Consider the following 17371-nt stretch of genomic DNA (forward strand, 5'->3'; position numbering starts at 1 on the left):
TTTCGTTCTCTGACACCAGCCATGAAGAAGCGCACTGCCATCAAGACGGACCTGTTCGCTGACGAACATCATCGGAAGAAGATCGACACGCTTGGAGATCCGCTGGCCCAGATCGAGTCGTACATCGATTTCGCGGCACTTGCGGCGGAAGTCGATCGGGTAGCGCCGCGCCCTGTCAGCCCTCAAGGCGGTCGCCCGCCGTATCCGACGGAGACGATGGTGCGGATTCTGGTGCTCAAGCGGCTGTACAACCTGTCGGATGAACAGATGGAGTACCAGTTGCTTGACCGGATGAGCTACAAGCGATTCTGCGGGTTGGCCAGCGCGGTCAATATTCCGGATCGAACGACCGTGTGGACGTTCGAGAACCGCATCGGCGACGCCGGCGCGAAGGTCCTGTTCGACGGTGTCACGGCCCAACTGCTCCGGCACGGATTCATCGCCCGCGGCGGCCAAATCGTCGATGCCACGCTGGTGCCTGCTCCCAAGCAACGTAACAGCCGTGAGGAGAACAAGCTGGTCAGGGAAGGCGCGATGCCGGCTAACTGGAAGCCAGCCAAACGGCGCCAGAAGGATACGGATGCCACCTGGACGCAGAAGCACGGCAAGAACCACTTCGGCTACAAGCTCTCGGTCAACGTGGACAAGAAGTACAAGATCATCCGCAAATTCGAGACTGATACGGCCAGCGTCCATGACAGCAAGCACTTCGATGCGCTCATCGACCGGAGCAACACGAGCCGCGATGTCTATGCGGACCGAGGCCACACCAGCGCAGACCGGGAGGGCTGGCTCAAGGATCACGGCTATCGTAATCAGATCCAGAGGAAGGGGTACCGCAACAAGCCCCTTTCCGAGTGTCAGCAACGGCGCAACCACCGCATCGCCAAGACGCGTGCCCGAGTGGAGCACGTGTTCGCGAGCATCGAGCAGATGGGCGGCAAGTTGATCCGTACCATCGGACAGGGGCGCGCGAACTTTGCGATGACGATGATGGCGGCCTGCTACAACTTGAAGCGGCTGGTGTACTTCCAGAAGGCGGGAATCAAGGCCTTCTGACGCCCGGAGTGGGCCGAATCGCCGCTGCAGAGGGCGATTCGGAAGAAAAACGGGGCGACACCGCCCAGAAAGCGGTGATTCGCCGCAGAAATCGAACCGAATTCGATCATGGCCATCATTTGGCGGTCGGATTCACTGAAAACCTCGCGTTATTCGAGGTGCCCATAAACAACAGCAGCAGTAATAACGAGCGATTCGGACGCACGACAAATGCGCCCATTGCGCTCATGGATAACGAATCCATGGTTGAGTCCTGAGTTAAAGGGGTCTTGGGCCGCACAGCAGCCTATGTCAGAGCACGAATGTGGCGCGCGGTGGCCGTTCAATCAGGAAGATCGGGCTTGGAGGAATGGAGTAACGAGGGGCGGGTATCGGCTGCGTACGTTCAGGCAGCGTGCTGATGCTGAGCAGCGTGGTCAGGTGCGGTGTTTCATGCACATGGTCGGCGGTCAGCGGTGAGTGGCAGTGATCCCCGTATGCAGCACAGGCGAGCGCCTCGTCACCATGGGTATGCGAATGTGCGCCATTGTTGCCACTCCCGACTGGCTGACTCGAACCCATAAAGAGCGCAGAGGTGTGCCCGGCCCAGGCTATCAAGATGGCCAGAGCAAGGGCAAAAATCACCTTAGTGCTGATGGGGTTGCTGAGCATGTCGTGTTTCTTTTGATGCCTAAGCGGATGGTTGTTCTGAAGGGGTAGTTGGTTTGACCATATCCCCCCCAGGGGGATAGGATGCGAGCGTAATTCATCGATGCATGAGACTCAAGGCATGAGCGATCACGAACACGGCCATCAGCACCAAAGTCATAGCGATATCATCAAAAGGTTGAAGCGTGCGGAGGGCCACCTGCGCAGCATCGTCAGCATGATCGAAGACAGCCGGGCCTGCGTCGACATCGCTCAGCAACTGCATGCCGTGGAAAAAGCCGTCTGCCAGGCCAAGCGTGTGCTTATCCAAGACCATATCGATCACTGCCTGGAACACACCGTCGAAGCACTCGCGACAGGTGAACGCGCATCGCTCGAAGACTTCAAGCAAATCACTAAGTACCTCTAGGCCTTTTCCCATGTCGAGCTTCGCTGAACTGCTGCAACAGGGAGCCTCGCAGGCCTGGTTGTACTTCCCCAGTGCCATCCTGCTGGGAGCCTTGCATGGCCTAGAGCCAGGGCATTCGAAAACCATGATGGCGGCGTTTATCGTGGCCATTCGCGGCACGGTGAAGCAGGCTGTTCTGCTGGGACTGGCCTCAACGCTTTCCCACACCGCAGTGGTTTGGCTGGTGGCCATGGCCGGCATGTACCTGGGGCAGAACCTGAATGCCGAAACCACCGAGCCGTATTTCCAGCTTGCGTCCGCCGCCATAATTATCACCATCGCCCTGTGGATGCTTTGGCGCACCTGGCGTGGCGAGCAGATGTGGCGCTTCGAGGAAGGCGATGATCTTCAGCATGACTATCACCACCACGATGAAATGCAGCGCATCGACACCGGGCATGGGCGCATCGAACTGTCGATCTTCGAAGAGGGCGTCCCTCCGCGCTGGCGACTGAATATCTTGACTGGCCATGCCTGGTCGGCAGCTGAAATGAGCCTGCTGACGACCCGCCCCGATGGCCTGGCCCAGCAGTTTCGCTTCGTCGACCGAGGTGACTACCTGGAGTCAGTGGACGAGATTCCCGAACCCCACGAATTCACAGCGCGCCTGAGCCTCGGCCATGCCGGTCATTCTCACGACTATGATCTGGAGTTCCACGAGCACGGCCACGGTCATGGCCATGATCATGCAGAACTGGAGGGCCTGGAGCTGTCGTTGGAGGGCTACCAGGATGCCCATGAGCGGGCGCATGCCAACGATATCCGCAAGCGCTTTAGCAATCGCAACGTCACCACGGGCCAGATCATCCTGTTCGGTTTGACGGGCGGGCTGATTCCTTGCCCGGCAGCGATCACCGTGCTGCTGCTCTGCCTACAAGTGAAGGAAGTCGCGCTGGGAGCCGTGCTGGTGTTGTGCTTCAGCATTGGCCTGGCCATCACCCTGGTTACCGTTGGTGCTGCCGCCGCTATCGGAGCACGCCAGGCGTCCAATCGCTGGCCCTGGCTTGGTGCTGTGGCGCGTCGCGCTCCGTACCTGTCCAGCCTATTGATCATCGGTGTGGGGATTTACGTGGGTGTCCATGGCTGGATCGGCCTGAACGCCTAGCCTGATGTGCGAGTTATCCGGCTATTTCGGCCTGTTCCTCGCCGCCTTCGGTGCCGCCACGCTGCTGCCCATGCAGCCGGAAGCGGTGCTGGTCGGCTTGCTGCTGACCGACCCCTATGCCGCCTGGACACGGCTGGCCGTGGCGACCACGGGCAATGTACTGGGCTAAGCACTGAACTGGCTGTTGGGCCGTTTTATCGAACACTACCGACACAAACGCTGGTTTCCCGTCAGCGAAGAAAAACTGGAAAAGACCCAGCAGGCTTATCACCGCTTCGGGCGCTGGTCGCTGCTGATCAGCTGGGTACATATTATTGGTGATCCACTCACAGTAGTGGCTGGCGTCCTGCGGGAACCCTTTTGGAGCTTACTGTTGATCGTAACGCTGGCCAAGGCCACTCGCCATCTGGTGCTGGCCCCTGACGCTCGGGTGAGACAGGTCAAGTTCTTCGGCTGGTCGCTCGATAAGTATTGGATTGCCGCTGTCGAAGATTTAATCCGGCAAGAGATGGTCTTTCCTCAAGCCTGCGCATTTACAATATAGGCACTCTCCCAAGTGCTTACTGTTCGTGGTCGGGCGCTAGATTGACCAAGGGGATTATTCCAGCTTGAGCAGAGCGCACCCACCCAGCGAGGGTCTCGAGATTCTGTTGCAGCGACTCAGCCTCCGTCCAGATGCAGGCATTCTCAGTAGGTACTGTCAGTGGCACACCCTCTACAAGGGTTAGGGCCATCGCATGAAGCTTCAGCAGCTCATCTCGGACAGCCACAACTCCACCTAACTCAGCCAGACAGGCATCGAATTGGTCAACCAGTCGCAGAAGCTGGGAGGTGTCGAAGCTGGCTCGCAGCTTGTCCAGTGCTACACCATCCACTTCTCCGTAGGGTGTGACTCGAAAAGTCGCGGGAGGGATCTCGATCATGTTGCCTCCTAGGCACCGGTCTTGCTGGCCGTGTTGGCTCGAAGCGAGCCGGCGGCCTGTTGGAATACCGAGTCCTTGATCCAGGGCTCCGGTGGCCTATTGAGCTTGAGGTTGAACTCACCGAAGCGCTTGACGTTGCTGGTCAGGTAGGGGCTGAGGAACGACACGTCCTCATCGGTGAACTGCCAGCCCTCGCGGGCCAGTTTATGCAGGATGCGCATCATGTCCACAGTGTTCTGCAGGATCACCGACGAGGCCACCATGTCGTTGTAGCGCAGCCGTTTCTGCTGCTCGTCCGGATCGTTTTCAGCAATCACATCGCCGCCGAAAGATAACCACTTGGAGAAACCGTTGTAGGACTCGATCTTGTTGGTGTTCGCGGTGACCTCCTGGCGCAACTCGCGACTGCCGATCCAGTTGAGCAAGAAGATCGTACGGATCACGCTGCCCAGTGCCTGAGCCGCATGGTAGAGCTTGTTGCGCCGGCTGTAGGAGCCGAGTTTGCGCAGCAGCATGGGCGAGGAAATCTTGCCGGCCTGGATCGACAATGCGACCTGCATCAGATCCTGCCAGTGGGTTTCGATCAAGTTCCAGTCGGCAGTGTCGGTGAACAGGCGGTTGATATGCTTGTACGAAGCACCGCGATCCGGCCGGCACATCACCAGGTCGCGCCAGTTGCGAATACGTGGCATCAGATTGATGCCCAACAGATGGGTGAAGGCAAACACCGTGGCCGACTGCCCTTGGGTATCGGAGTACACCGTGTCAGCCTCGACGCTGAGATCAGCCTTGAGCAGCCCCTCGATCACGTAGATCGCCTCCCAGATGCCCGGCGGGATGAAGTGCTGGAACACGGCGATGTAGTTGTTGGCCACGTGCCGATAGGCCACGGCTCCCATTTTGCGGTAGCGAAAGTGGTAGCCGGCCAGCAGGTTGTCATCATAGAAGTCGAACTGCGTGCCGTCCGCAGCCACCGCCTTGCCATCGCCCCAGAGCTTGGGCAGATCAAGTTGAAGGTAGAGTTCCACCAACTCGCGGTTAGCCTTGTCCAGTTTTTCCAGCGAGAGGTGACGGCGATTCGTATAGGACAGCATGTGTGGCGTGACATTACCGGTCAGATGCCGTGCAGCCTGGCTAGGGCCTAGGTTGCAGCCCATGGCGAAGATCGTCATCAGGTAGCGCTCGGCAGGCTCTTTGAGCTTCGGCTCGTTACCGGACATGGGCCCGAAATGCCGCGTGAACTGAATCCAATGCTCGATGTTAGCCATGATATCGAGCACATGCCTGGCCGGCATGCGCTGCATAAGCGCCGTCTGCAGCGAGATGGCCGAAGGGGGGATGTCCCGCGCCGCTACTCGGCGCAACACCGGTTCTCCAGCTTCGTTAATCGATACGTCCCCTCGGCATGATGGGAATTTCTCGTCCAGTTGTTGCGCGGTTTCCTCCAACTGGGTCTTGAGAGAGGCAACAAACTCCTTCGCTGTGCCAGGCAGCCCCATCTTTTCGCAGTAGGCCGGTAGTCGCTGGAGACATTCCTCCCAGGGTAGCAACTGCTTGCGATAGTCGGCGAAGGATACCGACCCTTGTACGCACATGTCGCCGGATCGCAGCTCGCTGGCCAGGTAGGAGAAAACGCAAACTTCCAGATAGCGCCGGTTGGTCGGTGGCCCCTCACTCGAAGGGCGACGAACGACCTTGACCCAGCGCTCCGACGCAAACGACAAATCGACGTGCTCGTCGATCCATTCGCGGTGTAGATTCTCGCTGTCCTGGATCAGTTGAAGTGCCTGAGTCAGCGACCGATCCTGAGTCGTGGGCTCCAGTTGGAGAAGGTGACTGAGACGGAACAACAGCGAGCGATGGGACCTGAAGTGCTTCCAGATCAACGGCAGGTAGTTATTACCGCCGGTAGCTTGGACTTCGGCGCAAGTCTCACGCAACCGATCCAGATTGCCATCAGGGGAGAGGTATTCCCGAATCAGGCTGCCAGCTTCCTGGTCATCCGGTTCTTGAACCAGAATCTGCACCACGCCGTCCAGGGTCGCCGCCAACTGCTCCAGCTTCTGGCGTTGTCGCGCCTGGATTTGTTCCAGCTCCTCCTTGGCGCGTTTATGGATCGTCGAAATCCGCCGGATGAACATCTCGGCCAGGTGGTCCCGAGTTCGCACACGCATTCGATATATCAAGGCCAGCATCAGCGTGTGGCGCTTCGGCAGCGAGCAGTCCTTCAGCTCGGAGACGTCCGCCGCCGCGGCTTGGGCAGCAAAGTGGCGAATCTTGGCATCGACGATCCCCTCAAAGATGGCCTCCAGGTCCCCGAAGCTCTCTAGCCAGGCCAAGTGGTCGATCAGCACCTCCAGGTGCTTGCGAGATGGCTTCTTGGGTGCCTGTTTCAGCGCATTGAAATCGCTCTGGCGCCGGCCGAAGTCGGTGTCGAGCAGCTCCTTCAGCTTGTAGATCACCTCGATTGGCGCTCGAGTCACGACTAGGTTGAAGGTAACTTCCTGGGCACTCGCCAAGGCGGTTTCTGCGAGGTTGTTGAGCGTCGAATAAGCCGGAAGCTCATAGCCACGCTGAATCAGCTCATCAAGCATGGCATTGATGAGATCGACTCGCTGCTCAAGAACTACAGCGCAGTCACGTGCGATCTGCTCAGTGACCGCTAGCCCGTCGCTGCTGTAGAAGGGGGTAACCTGCAGGTACTGCCGTACCGCTGCTTGGTGCCGGTAAAGGGTGCGGGGATTGCTATAGCGTGGAGCTATTCGTGCGCCGTAGCGGAGGCATTGCCGGACATGACTGATGAGTTCCTGAGGAAGCTCCTCGAACGGAACGAAATAGTGCAGCTGCTGAAACACCTTTAACTGGATTGCCAGCCCAATCGAGAGCGCTGGACTCTTAGCGGTGTTGTTGACCCATTCGATCTCTGAATCAGACAGGGAATAGCTTCGATGAAGCTCCTTGGCCGGTAGCTGACTGGGCAAGATAGGGTAGGCTGTTCTTTCCACCGATGCCATTGAACACATCCCCCAAGCGAGGCAAAAGCATCAGCATAGACGGCTAGCCAGACGGTGGATGACCAGCAAGCCACGGCCTCTCGAATAACCTTTTAAATCATATATTTACAGAACGAATGTCCTAATTTTTGCCTTATCTCGGCATAACCCCACAGAGCCCACCTTGCACGTCGAGCGTCACTGCACACTGGTGCTACAGCGCAGTCGTCTCCAGGTCGAGGTGCAACCGGGTGAAAGTTTGGTACAGGCGGCATCGCGGGCGGGCGTGGAGCTACCCGTGTCATGTGGAATGGGTATCTGCGGCGCCTGTGTCAGCCGGGTCATCGAGGGGGCGCCTGATCACCGCGACGAGTACCTCAGCGATGCCCAGCGCAACAGCGGAGAATGGATAACGCCCTGCGTATCGGGCTGCCACAGCGCCCGGTTGGTGCTGGACGTTTGACCATCGCCCGCAGCTGCCCGAGGGCCAACGGCTGACGGCAGCTGCGCACGTGCCCTCCTCGCGGCCCATGGCTTTGTCCCTAATCGAAGATCGCTACCGCCCGGACGAAGCCGGCTGAGGCATGCCGGATCTTGTAAGGGAAGCAACTTACCTGAAACCCATCCGCCGGTAGCTGCTCCAGATTGGCCAGCTTCTCCATCTGCCCATAGCCGATATCACGCCCGGCCTTATGGCCCTCCCAAATGATCGAGGCGTCGCCCGTTTCACTGAAGCGTTCGCGGGTGAACTTGAATGGCGCATCCCAACTCCAGGCATCGGTACCGACCACCCTCACCCCGCGCTCCAGCAGGTACAACGTCGCCTCGCGGCCCATCCCCACTCCTGCTTCGAGATAGCCAGGCTGGCCGAACAAGCTGCCCGCGCGGGTGTTCACAAGCACGATGTCCAGCGGCTGCAGATCATGCCCAATACGCGCAAGCTCGGCCTCTACCTGGGCCGCAGTGACCACGTGGCCATCCGGCAAATGACGAAAATCCAGCTTCACCCCCGGCTGCAGGCACCACTCCAGCGGCAGTTCGTCGATGCCGAAGGCCGGCTTGCCACCGTCGGTGGTGGATGCGTAGTGCCAGGGCGCGTCCATGTGAGTACCGCTGTGAGTGGTGATCTGCAGGCGCTCTGCCGCCCAGGACTCGTCGCCCGGCAGGTCCTCCTTGCGCAGCCCGGGAAACACCGCGGCCATCTCCGGCCAACCCTGCTGATGATCCATATAATCGATCTTCGGCAGCAAAGGTGGCGGATCAGTGTAAGGGTTGTTGTCCAGGGTGACAGACAGGTCCAGCAAGCGACGTGTGTTCAAGCTCATACGAGGATTCCTTTGCGGATGGCCGCGCGACGGGTGTGGCGCGGCGGCAAGTCGAGGGCATTACGCAGCAGACCGGCCACTGAACCGTCGTGGCAGAAGCCCAGTTCGCGGGCGAACGAGGTACGCAACGGTGGGTAGCGGCCAAACAGGCTTTCGAGCTGGGGATCGGGGGCGAAGGCGATGCGCTCACGGTTGGCCTCGCCAACAACAGCCGCCAGCCCGGTCAGCACCTGGGCGATGGTCAAATGCAACACAGGCAGTTGCCAGACCCGCTGGCTGCCCGGCGCTTCCAGCTCGGCGGCGTGCAGCAGGTTGTCCACGCAACAACGGGCCGACATCCACCAGGCGCTCGCTTCGGGTGACACCGGGCAGGTGTAGGCCTCCCCGGCCACATAGGCGTGCAATAGGTCGCTCATGAACGCCGAGCGCAGACCATTCGGCTCGCGCGGGCGAGCAACGATACCGGGCAAACGCAAGGCGCGGCCGTCAACCTCGCCACGCCGGGCAAGGTCTTGCAACGCGATCTCCACCATGCGTTTGTGCGCCGCATAGGACAGTTGCGGCGACGCTGGCTGGCCTTCGTCCATGCGCGTCGGCAACTTGCCGCCGTACACCGCGACGCTGCTGGCGTACACCAGCACCGGTGGACAGAGGGGATTACGCAGTTGGTCGAGCAGCTCCAGGCTTGCTTGCAGGTTTACCTGGTAACCCCGTTCGTACTGCGCCTCGGCAGCGCCGCCAGGTACGCTGACGAGATGGAAGACTACATCGACACCGTCAGCCAGCACCCGACGCAGCAAGGCCGCGTCGGTGACGCTACCGTGATGACGACGCAGGCGCGCGTCTTCGGGCAGGCCATCCAGTGCCTGATCCAGCACCAGCAATGCCTCGATTCGCCGCCCGCGCAGCTCGCCCAGGTCCAGCAGGCGCTGCACCAACTGGCGCCCGACGAAGCCATTGGCGCCGGTGACCATCACTCGCATGGCCAGCCTCCCCGCACCACGCGCTGGTCAATGGCCCCGAACAGCACCTCGCCCTCGGGCCCGCGAGCCTCCATGCGCACCCGGTCGCCAAAGCGCATGAAGGCCGTGCGCGGCGCACCGCAGGCGATGGTTTCGATGGCGCGGCGCTCGGCGATGCACGCCGAGCCCACGCTGCGCTCGTCGTTGGACACGGTGCCGGAGCCCAGTAGCGTGCCCGCACTCAAGCGTCGCGTCAGCGCCGCATGGGCAATCAACTGGTGGAAACCGAAGTGCATGGCGCCGCCATGGGGATGGCCGAACCACTCGCCATTCCAGTGCACGTGCAGCGGCAAGTGCACCCGGCCGTCGCGCCAGGCCTCGCCGAGTTCGTCCGGGGTGACCGCGACGGGCGCGAAACTGCTGGCGGGCTTGGCCTGGAGAAAGCCGAAGCCGGTCTTCATTTCCCGCGGTGCCAAGGCCCGCAGGCTGACATCGTTGAGTTGCAGGATCAGGCGAACATGCTGCAAGGCCTGCTCCGCCGGGCATCCCATGGGTACGTCATCGAGCAACACCGCGAACTCGCCCTCGAAGTCGATGCCGTGGGCCTCGCTGGGCAAGGGTATGTCCGCGAGTGGCCCGAGAAAGTCATCGCTGGCACCCTGGTAAATCAGTGGGGTGTGCTCGACGCCTTCGATCGGGTCCAGGTTGAAGGCCTTCTGCATCAACGCGCCATGGCTGAGGAAGCACGAGCCATCCAGCCACTGGCTGGCACGCGGCAGGGGCGCAGCCAGCCGAGCGAGGTCGAGCGCGAAGGCACCCGCAACCGCATCGTCGTTGAGCTGCTGATACAGCGCCTGCAAGCGGGCTTCGACCTGGGGCCAGTTTTCCAGCGCGACCTGCAAGCTGGTGGCGATGTCGCTGGCATCGACCGCATGCCCGAGGTCACGGGCCACCACCAGCAGGCGACCATCGCGGCTGCCGTCGTCGAACGTGGCGAGCTTCATGGCAGCAGCTCCTTGAGCGTCTCGGCATAACGCCCATCGAGCAGGATGAAGACCATCCGGGCCATCTGTTCGCTGCGGTTGCTCCAGGCATGGTTGGTACCGCGCTGGACCACGATGTCGCCCCGTTTGAGGTGGACTTCGCCATCGTCCAGCACCAGCCAGACCTCGCCCTCGGTAACGATGCCGTAGTCCAGGGTTTCGGTGCGGTGCATCAGCTTGTGCTTCGAATCGGCTTTGCCCGTGCCGGCACTCGCCTCGCCGATCTCGGCGAAGGCAGCGGCTGCATCTTCGGCACTGACCTGGTTCTGCACGCTGTCGGGCGGTATGTCCACCACGCGAATCACGCTGCCCAGCGGGCCGGGGCTCAATTGCAGCGGCTGCGCTGTCGGATCATCGCCGTTGTCCAGTGTCGCCGGGCTGCCGACACTGTTCCAGACTTCGTAGAACAGGGTGCCAGGCACCGCCTTGAGTGGGAAGTTGTTCGGTGTCGGGCCGCAACTGGCGACGACCGCCTGGCCCTCGGCATCGTGGCCGGTGACTACACGTTTGAATGCAGGAAGCGATTGCATGCTGTCTCCTTTCAATTGCCGTCGCCGATGGTCGAGCCACCGTCGACAATAAGATTCTGTTCGCTGATGAACGCTGCGCCTTCAGCCATGGCCGGTAGGCGCGTGCTGGTCAGCCACATGGCGCTGCGCAGAGAGCGACTGGCACCGGCTCGCCCGCCAAGGAAAATTTCGTTCATCGTGCACCTGCCACCGTCACCGCACGCCGGTGGCGCATCAAGGACAGGCACACAGGCGCCAGCAGCAGTTGTCCGATGGCGACCAGCAGCAGTGCATGCGGCAGTTGCGTAGCCACACCAGCGGTCAATGCCAGGACGATCAATGGACTGACGAACTCACCCGCGAAAATCGCCGAAGTGAACCCACCCGTGGCACGGCCGCGCTGATCGAAGCCAACCTGCTGCATCACCAGGGTGATCAGCGTCGGCAGCAACAGCCCAACACCCAGGCCGTTGATCAGCACCGCCAGCACCACTGGCGCATGGCTGCTGGCCAGCGCCATCAGGCCGCCACCGAGCCCCGCCGTGGCAAAGCCCAAGGCCAGCAACCGCCCAGCCGGCAAGCGCGCCAGTAAGCGAAAAGCCAGTGCACCGGCCAACACGCCGAGCTGGTTGGCGCCCATGGCCAGGCCGACCTGACGGGGCGCATCTATGTGCAGTAACTGCAGCACGTAACCGGCCTGCACCGGGACGATGAACAGGCTGACGCCAGCCAGCACGGTGAGCAGGTATAACGGCGTCAGGGCCGCCCATGGAAAACGCGAATCGACGGTGGCTTCGCTGGCGGTCTGGCAGGCACGCGGCTCCCACAACAGCAGGGCCATCAAGGGCAGGCACAGCGCACCCACCGCATAGAGGGTGAACGGTGTCCGCCAGTCGCTTTCCCCCAGCGCACCGCCCAAGCCCATGAACAACGCCGCCGCCAATGAGGTGACCACCATCTGCAAAGCGAACAACCGCGCCCGGCGCTGGCCGTCGAAGTAGTCACCCATCAGCGTGGTGCAACAGGTCATGATGCCGGCTTCGGCCAAGCCGATGCCGGCGCGGCTGGCGACAATCAGCACCAGCGAGTCCAGCCACAACGGCAACAAACCGCACAGGCTGTAGAGCAACATGCTCGCCAGCAGCAGTGCTCGCCGCCCCACTCGGTCTGCCAACACCCCGGCCAGCGGCGCCAACAAGGCTATGACCAGTGCCGGCAACGTCAGGGCCACCGGCACCAGCACGGCCACGCCCGGCGTCTCGGCAAAATGCGCGTGCATGCGGGGTAGCACCGGTGCGATGAGCACCGCCCCCAGGACGGGCAGGCAACTGCCGAACAGCAACAAGGCAGCCTGGGCGCTTCCGGCGGTGCGTTCAGCGGCCATGGCTCACCTCCTCCAGCGGGCGAAAACTGGCGCCCTGCTCCAGCATCCCGCTACTGCGCTCGCGCCTTGTGTGCTCATGCGCCGGCAATGCCAGCTGCTCGGTACAGGCCTTGCGGTGCGGCAACAGGAAGTAGGCCAACGCCGGCAGCAGGATCAATGCACCGACCATGTTCCAGACGAACATGAATGCCAGCAGCACGCCCATGTCGGCCTGGAACTTGATCGGCGAGAAGATCCAGGTACCAACGCCGATGGCCAGGGTGATACCGGTGAGCATGACCACCTTGCCGGTGAACAGCAGCGCGCGGTAATACGCCTGGGACAGGCTCGCGCCTTGGCGCAGCTGGGCCAGCACTATGCTCATCACATACAGCGCGTAGTCCACGCCGATGCCGACCCCAAGGGCGATCACCGGCAGGGTCGCCACCTTCACGCCAATACCCAGCGCCACCATCAGCGCTTCGCAGAGGATCGAGGTGAGTACCAGCGGCAGTACCGCGCAGAGCACCGCGCGCCAGGAGCGGAAGGTCACCAGGCAGAGCACGATCACCGCGCCGTAGACCCACCAGAGCATGTCGCGGTTGGCCTGCTTGACCACCTGGTTGGTGGCAGCCTCGATGCCTGCACTGCCGGCAGCCATGAGGAAGCTGGCCTGCTCGCTGTCGTTGGCCTGGGCAAACGCCTGGACGCTGTCGACCACCCGCGCCAGGGTGTCGGCCTTGTGATCGGTCAGGTAGGCATAGAGCGTCAGCAGGCTGCAGTCGTCGTTGTACAGCCCGCGCGGGGCACCGGCGGTGACCATGTTCAGGGTCGCCTGGTTGTTGACCAGGTCATACCACTTCGGGCTGCCTTCGGAGAGGCCGACCAGCACCCGGCGGTTGAGCAGCGCCAACGAGTTTGTCGAGTCCACGCCCTGCAGGCCACGCAGTTGCCAGTCCAGGTCATCCACGTGTTTCAAGGTGCCGTAGGCCGAACAGCCACCGGGGGCGGTGCGCACCATCACCGCGAACACATCGCTGCTGGCGCCGTAGTGCCGGGTGACGAAGGCATTGTCGCGGTTGTAGCGCGAATCGGCGCGCAGCTCGGGAGCGCCGGCGTCGAGGTCGCCTACCTTCAGGTGCAGGCTCACGGCGTAGCCCCCGGCAGCCATCAGCGCAGCGACGGCGATGCACGCCGCCGCCCAGCGTCGGCGGGTGAACAGATCGAGGAAGCGCCACACCGCATGCTTGCCCGCCCCGCTGGCCTCGGCCTCTTCGGCGCGCAGGCTGCGCCGTGCCGCACGGGCACTGACGCCCACGTAGGAGAGCAGCACCGGCAGCAGAATCAGGTTGGTGAAGATCAGCACCGCCACGCCCAGGCTGGCGATGACGGCCAGGTCCTGGATCACCTGTATCTGAATGATCATGAGCACGGCAAAACCGACCGCATCGCAGAGCAGCGCGGTGAGCCCGGCCAGAAATAACCGGCGGAAGGTGAACCGCGCTGCCACAAGGCGATGCATACCGCGGCCGATGTCCTGCATGATGCCGTTCATTTTCTGGGCGCCATGGCTCATGCCAATGGCGAACACCAGGAACGGTACCAGCACCGAATACGGGTCGAGCTCGTAACCCATCAGCGGCAGCAGGCCGAGCTGCCAGATCACTGCCACCAGCGAACACACCACCACCAGCGCGGTGCTGCGCACACAGCGGGTGTACCAGTACAGCACGGCGGCGGTGATGGCAATGGCGGCGGCAAAGAACAGCAGGATCTGCCGCAGGCCGTCCATGAGGTCGCCGACGACCTTGGCGAAACCGGTGATGTGGATCTCCACCCCCTGCGCCTGGAAGCGCTCGCGCAGGGTTTCCAGCTCATGGGCGAAGGCCGTGTAGTCGAGGGCCTGGCCGTCCGGGGTCTTCTCCAGCAGCGGCACGTAGACAATGCTCGAACGCTGGTCGAAGGCCACAAGTTGACCAATCTCGTTGGAGCGTTCCACGTTGCGCTTGAGCGCTTCCAGGCTAGCGGCAGCGCCATCGTAGCCGTCGGGCACCACCGGGCCACCTTCCAGGCCCTCCTCGGTGACTCCGGTCCAGCGGGTGGACGGCGTCCACAGCGACTTCATCGCCGCACGGTCGACGCCAGGCAGCAGGTATACCGCATCGTTGAGCTGCTGCAGGCTGTGCAGGTAGTCCTTGTCGTAGATGCTACCGCGCGGATTGGCCACGGCGATGCGCACCGCGTTGCCCAGGCCGGCGAGTTCCTGACGGTGCTCCAGGTAGTTGTGGATGAACGGATGATCGCGCGGGATCATCTTCTCGAAGCTGGCATTGAGGGTCAGGCGCGAGGCCTGCCAGCCGAGCAGCAAGGTCGCCGCCAGGCACAGCAGCAACACCAGCACACGGTGGTTGAAGAGCGCACGTTCCAGCAGCGAGCCGGACGCGCTGTCGAAGTCGTCGAGATGGCCGCTGGAAGGCGCAGATGAATTCATGACGTGCATGGTTCAGTCCGTCGTGGTGGAAAGAGAGGAAGGTTCCAGGCGGCGCGCACCGGCCATGCCGACGGCGACGATGGAGCCATCGGCGGCGGCAGTAGCGGCGGTCAGTGGCAGGCCATCGGAGACCGCCACGGGCTGGGCGGCAAAGGCGCCGAGGCCGCTGCGCAGGAGCATCCCTGCCTGGTTGGCGAGCAACAACTGGCCATCGGCGACACGCAGGCCGTTGATCGATGCCGGAATCGGGTTGGCTAGCGCCTGGAAACTGTCGCCACCGTCGTCAGAGGCGAACAGCGAACCGCGCAGGCCGCCGAGCAGCAGACGGCCATCGGGCAACACGGTGGCGGCGAAGTAGCTGCCATCGTAGGGCCCGTGCAGCGCCTCGTAATGCTCACCGCCATCACGCGAGCGAAGCAGCAGGCCCTGCTCGCCGGCGACATACACCTGGTTGCCTTGGCGCGCCAGGGCATACAGGTGCAGTCCACGCCCGTTCGGCAGTCGGCCGATCTCCGACTGCCAGCTGCGCCCGCCGTCGGCGGTGCGCATGGCCACCCCGTAGGCACCCACGACCAGGCCGTTGCGGGCATCGGTGAAATTCAGGGCCAACAACGGCTTGTCCGCGCCGTCAGCCAGCAGCCGTTGCGCCGCCGCCAGGCGACGCTCGTCTGCGGCCGCCTCGGCTGCCTGCACCTCCAGGGCGGCGGCGCGCTTGCCGTCGAGCTGCACGCTCCAGTGCTCACCACCGTCCTGGCTGTGCAAGACCACGCCGGCATGGCCGACCGCCCAGCCGTTGCGGGCGTCGATGAACTGCACGGCGGTCAGGCTGACACTCACCGGCACGGCAGTGGCCTGGCGCCAGGTGGCACCATTGTCATCGGACAGCAGTACCACGCCACGTTCACCCACCGCGACCAGGCGTGCATCGGCCCGGGCCACATCCTGCAATACCGCACGCAGGGCCTGGGGGCCGTGCAGCGCGGGCTGCGCGAGCACATCCACGCTGTCACCGGCGAACGCCGGCGGCAGCCCGCAACAGGCTGCCAGCAGCCAGCCGTAGAGCATCTTGTTCATCGCACGCAACCTTTTGTTCTTAGAGTCGGTACAGCACCTGCGCAGCGCGCCTGCTCAGCGCACGCCCTCGCCGGCCATGGCGTCGGCGGTGAACACCGAGTCCTTGTAGGGCGGCACGATGCGGTACTGTTCGTTCTTGCCTGCGAACAGGTCACCGGCGAACCAGGCACCGGAGAGCAGGTCGTAGAAGCCGTTGGTCAAGGTCACCACGCCCGGCAGGTCAGGCAGCACCACCGGCGAGGTCCAGACCACCTTGGCCAACTGGTTGCGGGCGTCATAGCGCTCGCCCAGCACGGCAGCCCAGGTGTCTTCGTCGAGGTAGTAGGTGCTACGCGGCATCACATGGCGCTGGCCATTCTTCAGCGTCGCCTCCACCACCCACACACGGTGCAGCTCCCAGCGGATGGAGTCGGGGTTCAGGTGATGGGGGGCCAGCAGCGCCTCGGCGTTGCTGGCGGTGAACACCTTGTTGGCGTTGTAGGGGATGTACATCTCCTTCTTGCCCACCAGCTTCCAGTCGAAGCGGTCGAGACGACCGTTGAACACGTACAGCTCATCGAAGCTCATGACGCCGGCGGTGGCCGGGGTCGGCGTGTCGCAGCAGGCGTTGGGCAGGCGACGCACACGGCGCTGACCAGGCAGGTAGGTCCAGACCGCAGCTTTGTCGGCGTTGAGGTTCTCCAGGCCGGTAATGGCCTCCCCGGCACGCAGGGGCGGGCCGTCGTTGGTCATGCGGATGGACCAGAACACACCCTTGTCGCCACTACCACCGGGCAGGTACCAGGGCATCTGCAAATCGGCCCGCGAGTCATTGGTGAGCACGTGCTTGCCGTCGGCGGTGGTCAGGTACTGATTGAAGCTGGCGTGCCAGGACGCACCCCGCCAACGCAGCAGGTGGTTCCACATGGCTTCCACGCCATTGGCCGGGATCGGGAACGGGATGCCGCCGGATGCGCCTTCGGGCATGGGGCCGGCGGGGCCGTCCACCAGCTTGCCGCTGGTGGCGTTGGCGAGGGTAGCGTCGTACACCGACTGCGGAGCGGCAGCGCTGCGGCGCGTCGGGTAGACGTCGAGACGATAGCTGTCCGGGTACTTCTTCAGCATCGCCTGGATGCCCGGCGTCAGCTTGTCGGCATACTGCGCCATGTTCTGCGCGGTGATGCTCAACAGCCGCTTGTCGCTGGCGAACGGATCGCCACGCTTGCCGCCTTCCTTGTAGGCCGGGTCGGCCTGGATGTAGCCACCGGTCCAGGCAGGAATGCTGCCATCCGCGTTGCCGGCCCGCTCGCCACCGAGCGGGGTCAGGCTGGTCTTGAGCATGGCCGCCTGCTCGGCGGGCACTGCGGCAACGGCGCCGTGGGCCAATAGCAGCGAGGCACTCAGGGCAGTGAGCAGGGAAACGACTTTATTATTGTGTTTCATCGGGTG

At 62.8% G+C, this 17371-nt stretch carries 17 protein-coding genes and 1 pseudogene; 5 read left to right on the forward strand and 13 right to left on the reverse strand.

The features are described from left to right. The first annotated feature begins 21 nt into the window (after positions 1-21). On the forward strand, positions 22-1059 hold the full coding sequence (locus AC3RCM_RS13625; protein WP_023082810.1) for an IS5 family transposase: 1038 nt from the start codon (positions 22-24) through the stop codon (positions 1057-1059). A 115-nt stretch (positions 1060-1174) separates the two neighbouring features. Here the strand turns inward: AC3RCM_RS13625 and AC3RCM_RS13630 are convergent, their stop codons facing one another. Both AC3RCM_RS13630 and AC3RCM_RS13635 read right to left on the reverse strand, forming a co-directional pair. Then, positions 1175-1303, reverse strand: coding sequence for a hypothetical protein (locus AC3RCM_RS13630; protein WP_023082812.1), 129 nt, complete (start codon positions 1301-1303; stop codon positions 1175-1177). 47 nt (positions 1304-1350) lie between these two features. Next, a complete protein-coding gene (locus tag AC3RCM_RS13635) occupies positions 1351-1710 on the reverse strand; it encodes a hypothetical protein (protein ID WP_010953870.1) in 360 nt (119 codons plus the stop codon). A 118-nt stretch (positions 1711-1828) separates the two neighbouring features. On the opposite strand from AC3RCM_RS13635, the gene mreA reads away from it, so the two are divergent. From mreA to AC3RCM_RS13650, 3 genes and pseudogenes are all read left to right on the forward strand, one after another. Then, on the forward strand, positions 1829-2116 hold the full coding sequence (mreA, locus tag AC3RCM_RS13640) for a metal-sensing transcriptional repressor MreA (RefSeq protein ID WP_010953869.1): 288 nt from the start codon (positions 1829-1831) through the stop codon (positions 2114-2116). Between the two features lie 10 nt (positions 2117-2126). Continuing rightward, positions 2127-3260, forward strand: a complete 1134-nt coding sequence (gene mrdH / locus AC3RCM_RS13645) for a Ni(II)/Co(II) efflux transporter permease subunit MrdH (RefSeq protein ID WP_010953868.1) — start codon at positions 2127-2129, stop codon at positions 3258-3260. A 4-nt stretch (positions 3261-3264) separates the two neighbouring features. Beyond that, a pseudogene (locus AC3RCM_RS13650) lies at positions 3265-3678 on the forward strand (YqaA family protein); the annotation flags it as partial. A gap of 142 nt (positions 3679-3820) precedes the next feature. On the opposite strand, the gene tnpC reads toward AC3RCM_RS13650, so the two are convergent. Then, positions 3821-4183, reverse strand: coding sequence for a Tn3 family transposase post-transcriptional regulator TnpC (gene tnpC / locus AC3RCM_RS13655; RefSeq protein WP_010953865.1), 363 nt, complete (start codon positions 4181-4183; stop codon positions 3821-3823). 8 nt (positions 4184-4191) lie between these two features. Next, a complete protein-coding gene (locus tag AC3RCM_RS13660; protein WP_023082813.1) occupies positions 4192-7197 on the reverse strand; it encodes a Tn3 family transposase in 3006 nt (1001 codons plus the stop codon). 163 nt (positions 7198-7360) lie between these two features. Between AC3RCM_RS13660 and AC3RCM_RS13665 the strand changes: the two genes are divergently transcribed. Beyond that, positions 7361-7639 (forward strand): 2Fe-2S iron-sulfur cluster-binding protein, encoded by a 279-nt coding sequence (locus AC3RCM_RS13665; RefSeq protein WP_492629673.1) that lies wholly within the window; start codon positions 7361-7363, stop codon positions 7637-7639. Positions 7640-7718: 79 nt separating this feature from the next. Here AC3RCM_RS13665 and AC3RCM_RS13670 read toward each other — a convergent pair whose 3' ends face one another. The 9 genes from AC3RCM_RS13670 to AC3RCM_RS13710 are packed head-to-tail and all read right to left on the reverse strand — an operon-like array spanning position 7719 to position 17365. Beyond that, complete coding sequence (locus AC3RCM_RS13670; protein WP_492629674.1) at positions 7719-8501, reverse strand: cyclase family protein; 783 nt, start codon at positions 8499-8501, stop codon at positions 7719-7721. Next, positions 8498-9484 (reverse strand): NAD-dependent epimerase/dehydratase family protein, encoded by a 987-nt coding sequence (locus AC3RCM_RS13675; protein ID WP_064492001.1) that lies wholly within the window; start codon positions 9482-9484, stop codon positions 8498-8500. Before AC3RCM_RS13675 ends, AC3RCM_RS13670 begins: the two co-directional genes overlap by 4 nt. Continuing rightward, positions 9475-10467 (reverse strand): fumarylacetoacetate hydrolase family protein, encoded by a 993-nt coding sequence (locus AC3RCM_RS13680; protein ID WP_104887626.1) that lies wholly within the window; start codon positions 10465-10467, stop codon positions 9475-9477. Before AC3RCM_RS13680 ends, AC3RCM_RS13675 begins: the two co-directional genes overlap by 10 nt. Further along, the gene (locus AC3RCM_RS13685) at positions 10464-11036 is read right to left on the reverse strand and encodes a cupin domain-containing protein (protein WP_104887625.1); all 573 of its coding nucleotides are present in this window, start codon (positions 11034-11036) and stop codon (positions 10464-10466) included. The genes AC3RCM_RS13680 and AC3RCM_RS13685 overlap by 4 nt, the downstream gene beginning before the upstream one ends. Before the next feature lie 11 nt (positions 11037-11047). Further along, entirely contained in the window at positions 11048-11212 is a 165-nt protein-coding gene (locus tag AC3RCM_RS13690) for a hypothetical protein (protein WP_019438618.1), read from the reverse strand. After that, on the reverse strand, positions 11209-12399 hold the full coding sequence (locus AC3RCM_RS13695) for an MFS transporter (protein ID WP_064491998.1): 1191 nt from the start codon (positions 12397-12399) through the stop codon (positions 11209-11211). The genes AC3RCM_RS13690 and AC3RCM_RS13695 overlap by 4 nt, the downstream gene beginning before the upstream one ends. Next, entirely contained in the window at positions 12389-14878 is a 2490-nt protein-coding gene (locus AC3RCM_RS13700) for an efflux RND transporter permease subunit (RefSeq protein WP_064491997.1), read from the reverse strand. Before AC3RCM_RS13700 ends, AC3RCM_RS13695 begins: the two co-directional genes overlap by 11 nt. A 3-nt stretch (positions 14879-14881) precedes the next feature. Further along, complete coding sequence (locus AC3RCM_RS13705) at positions 14882-15943, reverse strand: WD40/YVTN/BNR-like repeat-containing protein (RefSeq protein ID WP_064491996.1); 1062 nt, start codon at positions 15941-15943, stop codon at positions 14882-14884. Positions 15944-15997: 54 nt separating this feature from the next. Next, entirely contained in the window at positions 15998-17365 is a 1368-nt protein-coding gene (locus AC3RCM_RS13710; RefSeq protein WP_020191682.1) for a DUF1329 domain-containing protein, read from the reverse strand. Positions 17366-17371 lie beyond the last annotated feature (6 nt).

The organism is Pseudomonas sp. GW823-FHT05G12, from assembly GCF_058795575.1.

Bases quoted from the DNA above. Each gene is read 5' to 3' on its own strand.
- AC3RCM_RS13700 (WP_064491997.1), bottom strand. From the start codon at position 14,878: ATGCACGTCATGAATTCATCTGCGCCTTCCAGCGGCCATCTCGACGAC.
- tnpC (WP_010953865.1), bottom strand. From the start codon at position 4,183: ATGATCGAGATCCCTCCCGCGACTTTTCGAGTCACACCCTACGGAGAA.
- mrdH (WP_010953868.1), top strand. From the start codon at position 2,127: ATGTCGAGCTTCGCTGAACTGCTGCAACAGGGAGCCTCGCAGGCCTGG.
- AC3RCM_RS13670 (WP_492629674.1), bottom strand. From the start codon at position 8,501: ATGAGCTTGAACACACGTCGCTTGCTGGACCTGTCTGTCACCCTGGAC.
- AC3RCM_RS13630 (WP_023082812.1), bottom strand. From the start codon at position 1,303: ATGGATTCGTTATCCATGAGCGCAATGGGCGCATTTGTCGTGCGTCCG.
- AC3RCM_RS13695 (WP_064491998.1), bottom strand. From the start codon at position 12,399: ATGGCCGCTGAACGCACCGCCGGAAGCGCCCAGGCTGCCTTGTTGCTG.
- AC3RCM_RS13705 (WP_064491996.1), bottom strand. From the start codon at position 15,943: ATGAACAAGATGCTCTACGGCTGGCTGCTGGCAGCCTGTTGCGGGCTG.
- AC3RCM_RS13625 (WP_023082810.1), top strand. From the start codon at position 22: ATGAAGAAGCGCACTGCCATCAAGACGGACCTGTTCGCTGACGAACAT.
- AC3RCM_RS13685 (WP_104887625.1), bottom strand. From the start codon at position 11,036: ATGCAATCGCTTCCTGCATTCAAACGTGTAGTCACCGGCCACGATGCC.
- AC3RCM_RS13675 (WP_064492001.1), bottom strand. From the start codon at position 9,484: ATGCGAGTGATGGTCACCGGCGCCAATGGCTTCGTCGGGCGCCAGTTG.
- AC3RCM_RS13635 (WP_010953870.1), bottom strand. From the start codon at position 1,710: ATGCTCAGCAACCCCATCAGCACTAAGGTGATTTTTGCCCTTGCTCTG.
- AC3RCM_RS13690 (WP_019438618.1), bottom strand. From the start codon at position 11,212: ATGAACGAAATTTTCCTTGGCGGGCGAGCCGGTGCCAGTCGCTCTCTG.
- AC3RCM_RS13680 (WP_104887626.1), bottom strand. From the start codon at position 10,467: ATGAAGCTCGCCACGTTCGACGACGGCAGCCGCGATGGTCGCCTGCTG.
- AC3RCM_RS13660 (WP_023082813.1), bottom strand. From the start codon at position 7,197: ATGGCATCGGTGGAAAGAACAGCCTACCCTATCTTGCCCAGTCAGCTA.
- mreA (WP_010953869.1), top strand. From the start codon at position 1,829: ATGAGCGATCACGAACACGGCCATCAGCACCAAAGTCATAGCGATATC.
- AC3RCM_RS13710 (WP_020191682.1), bottom strand. From the start codon at position 17,365: ATGAAACACAATAATAAAGTCGTTTCCCTGCTCACTGCCCTGAGTGCC.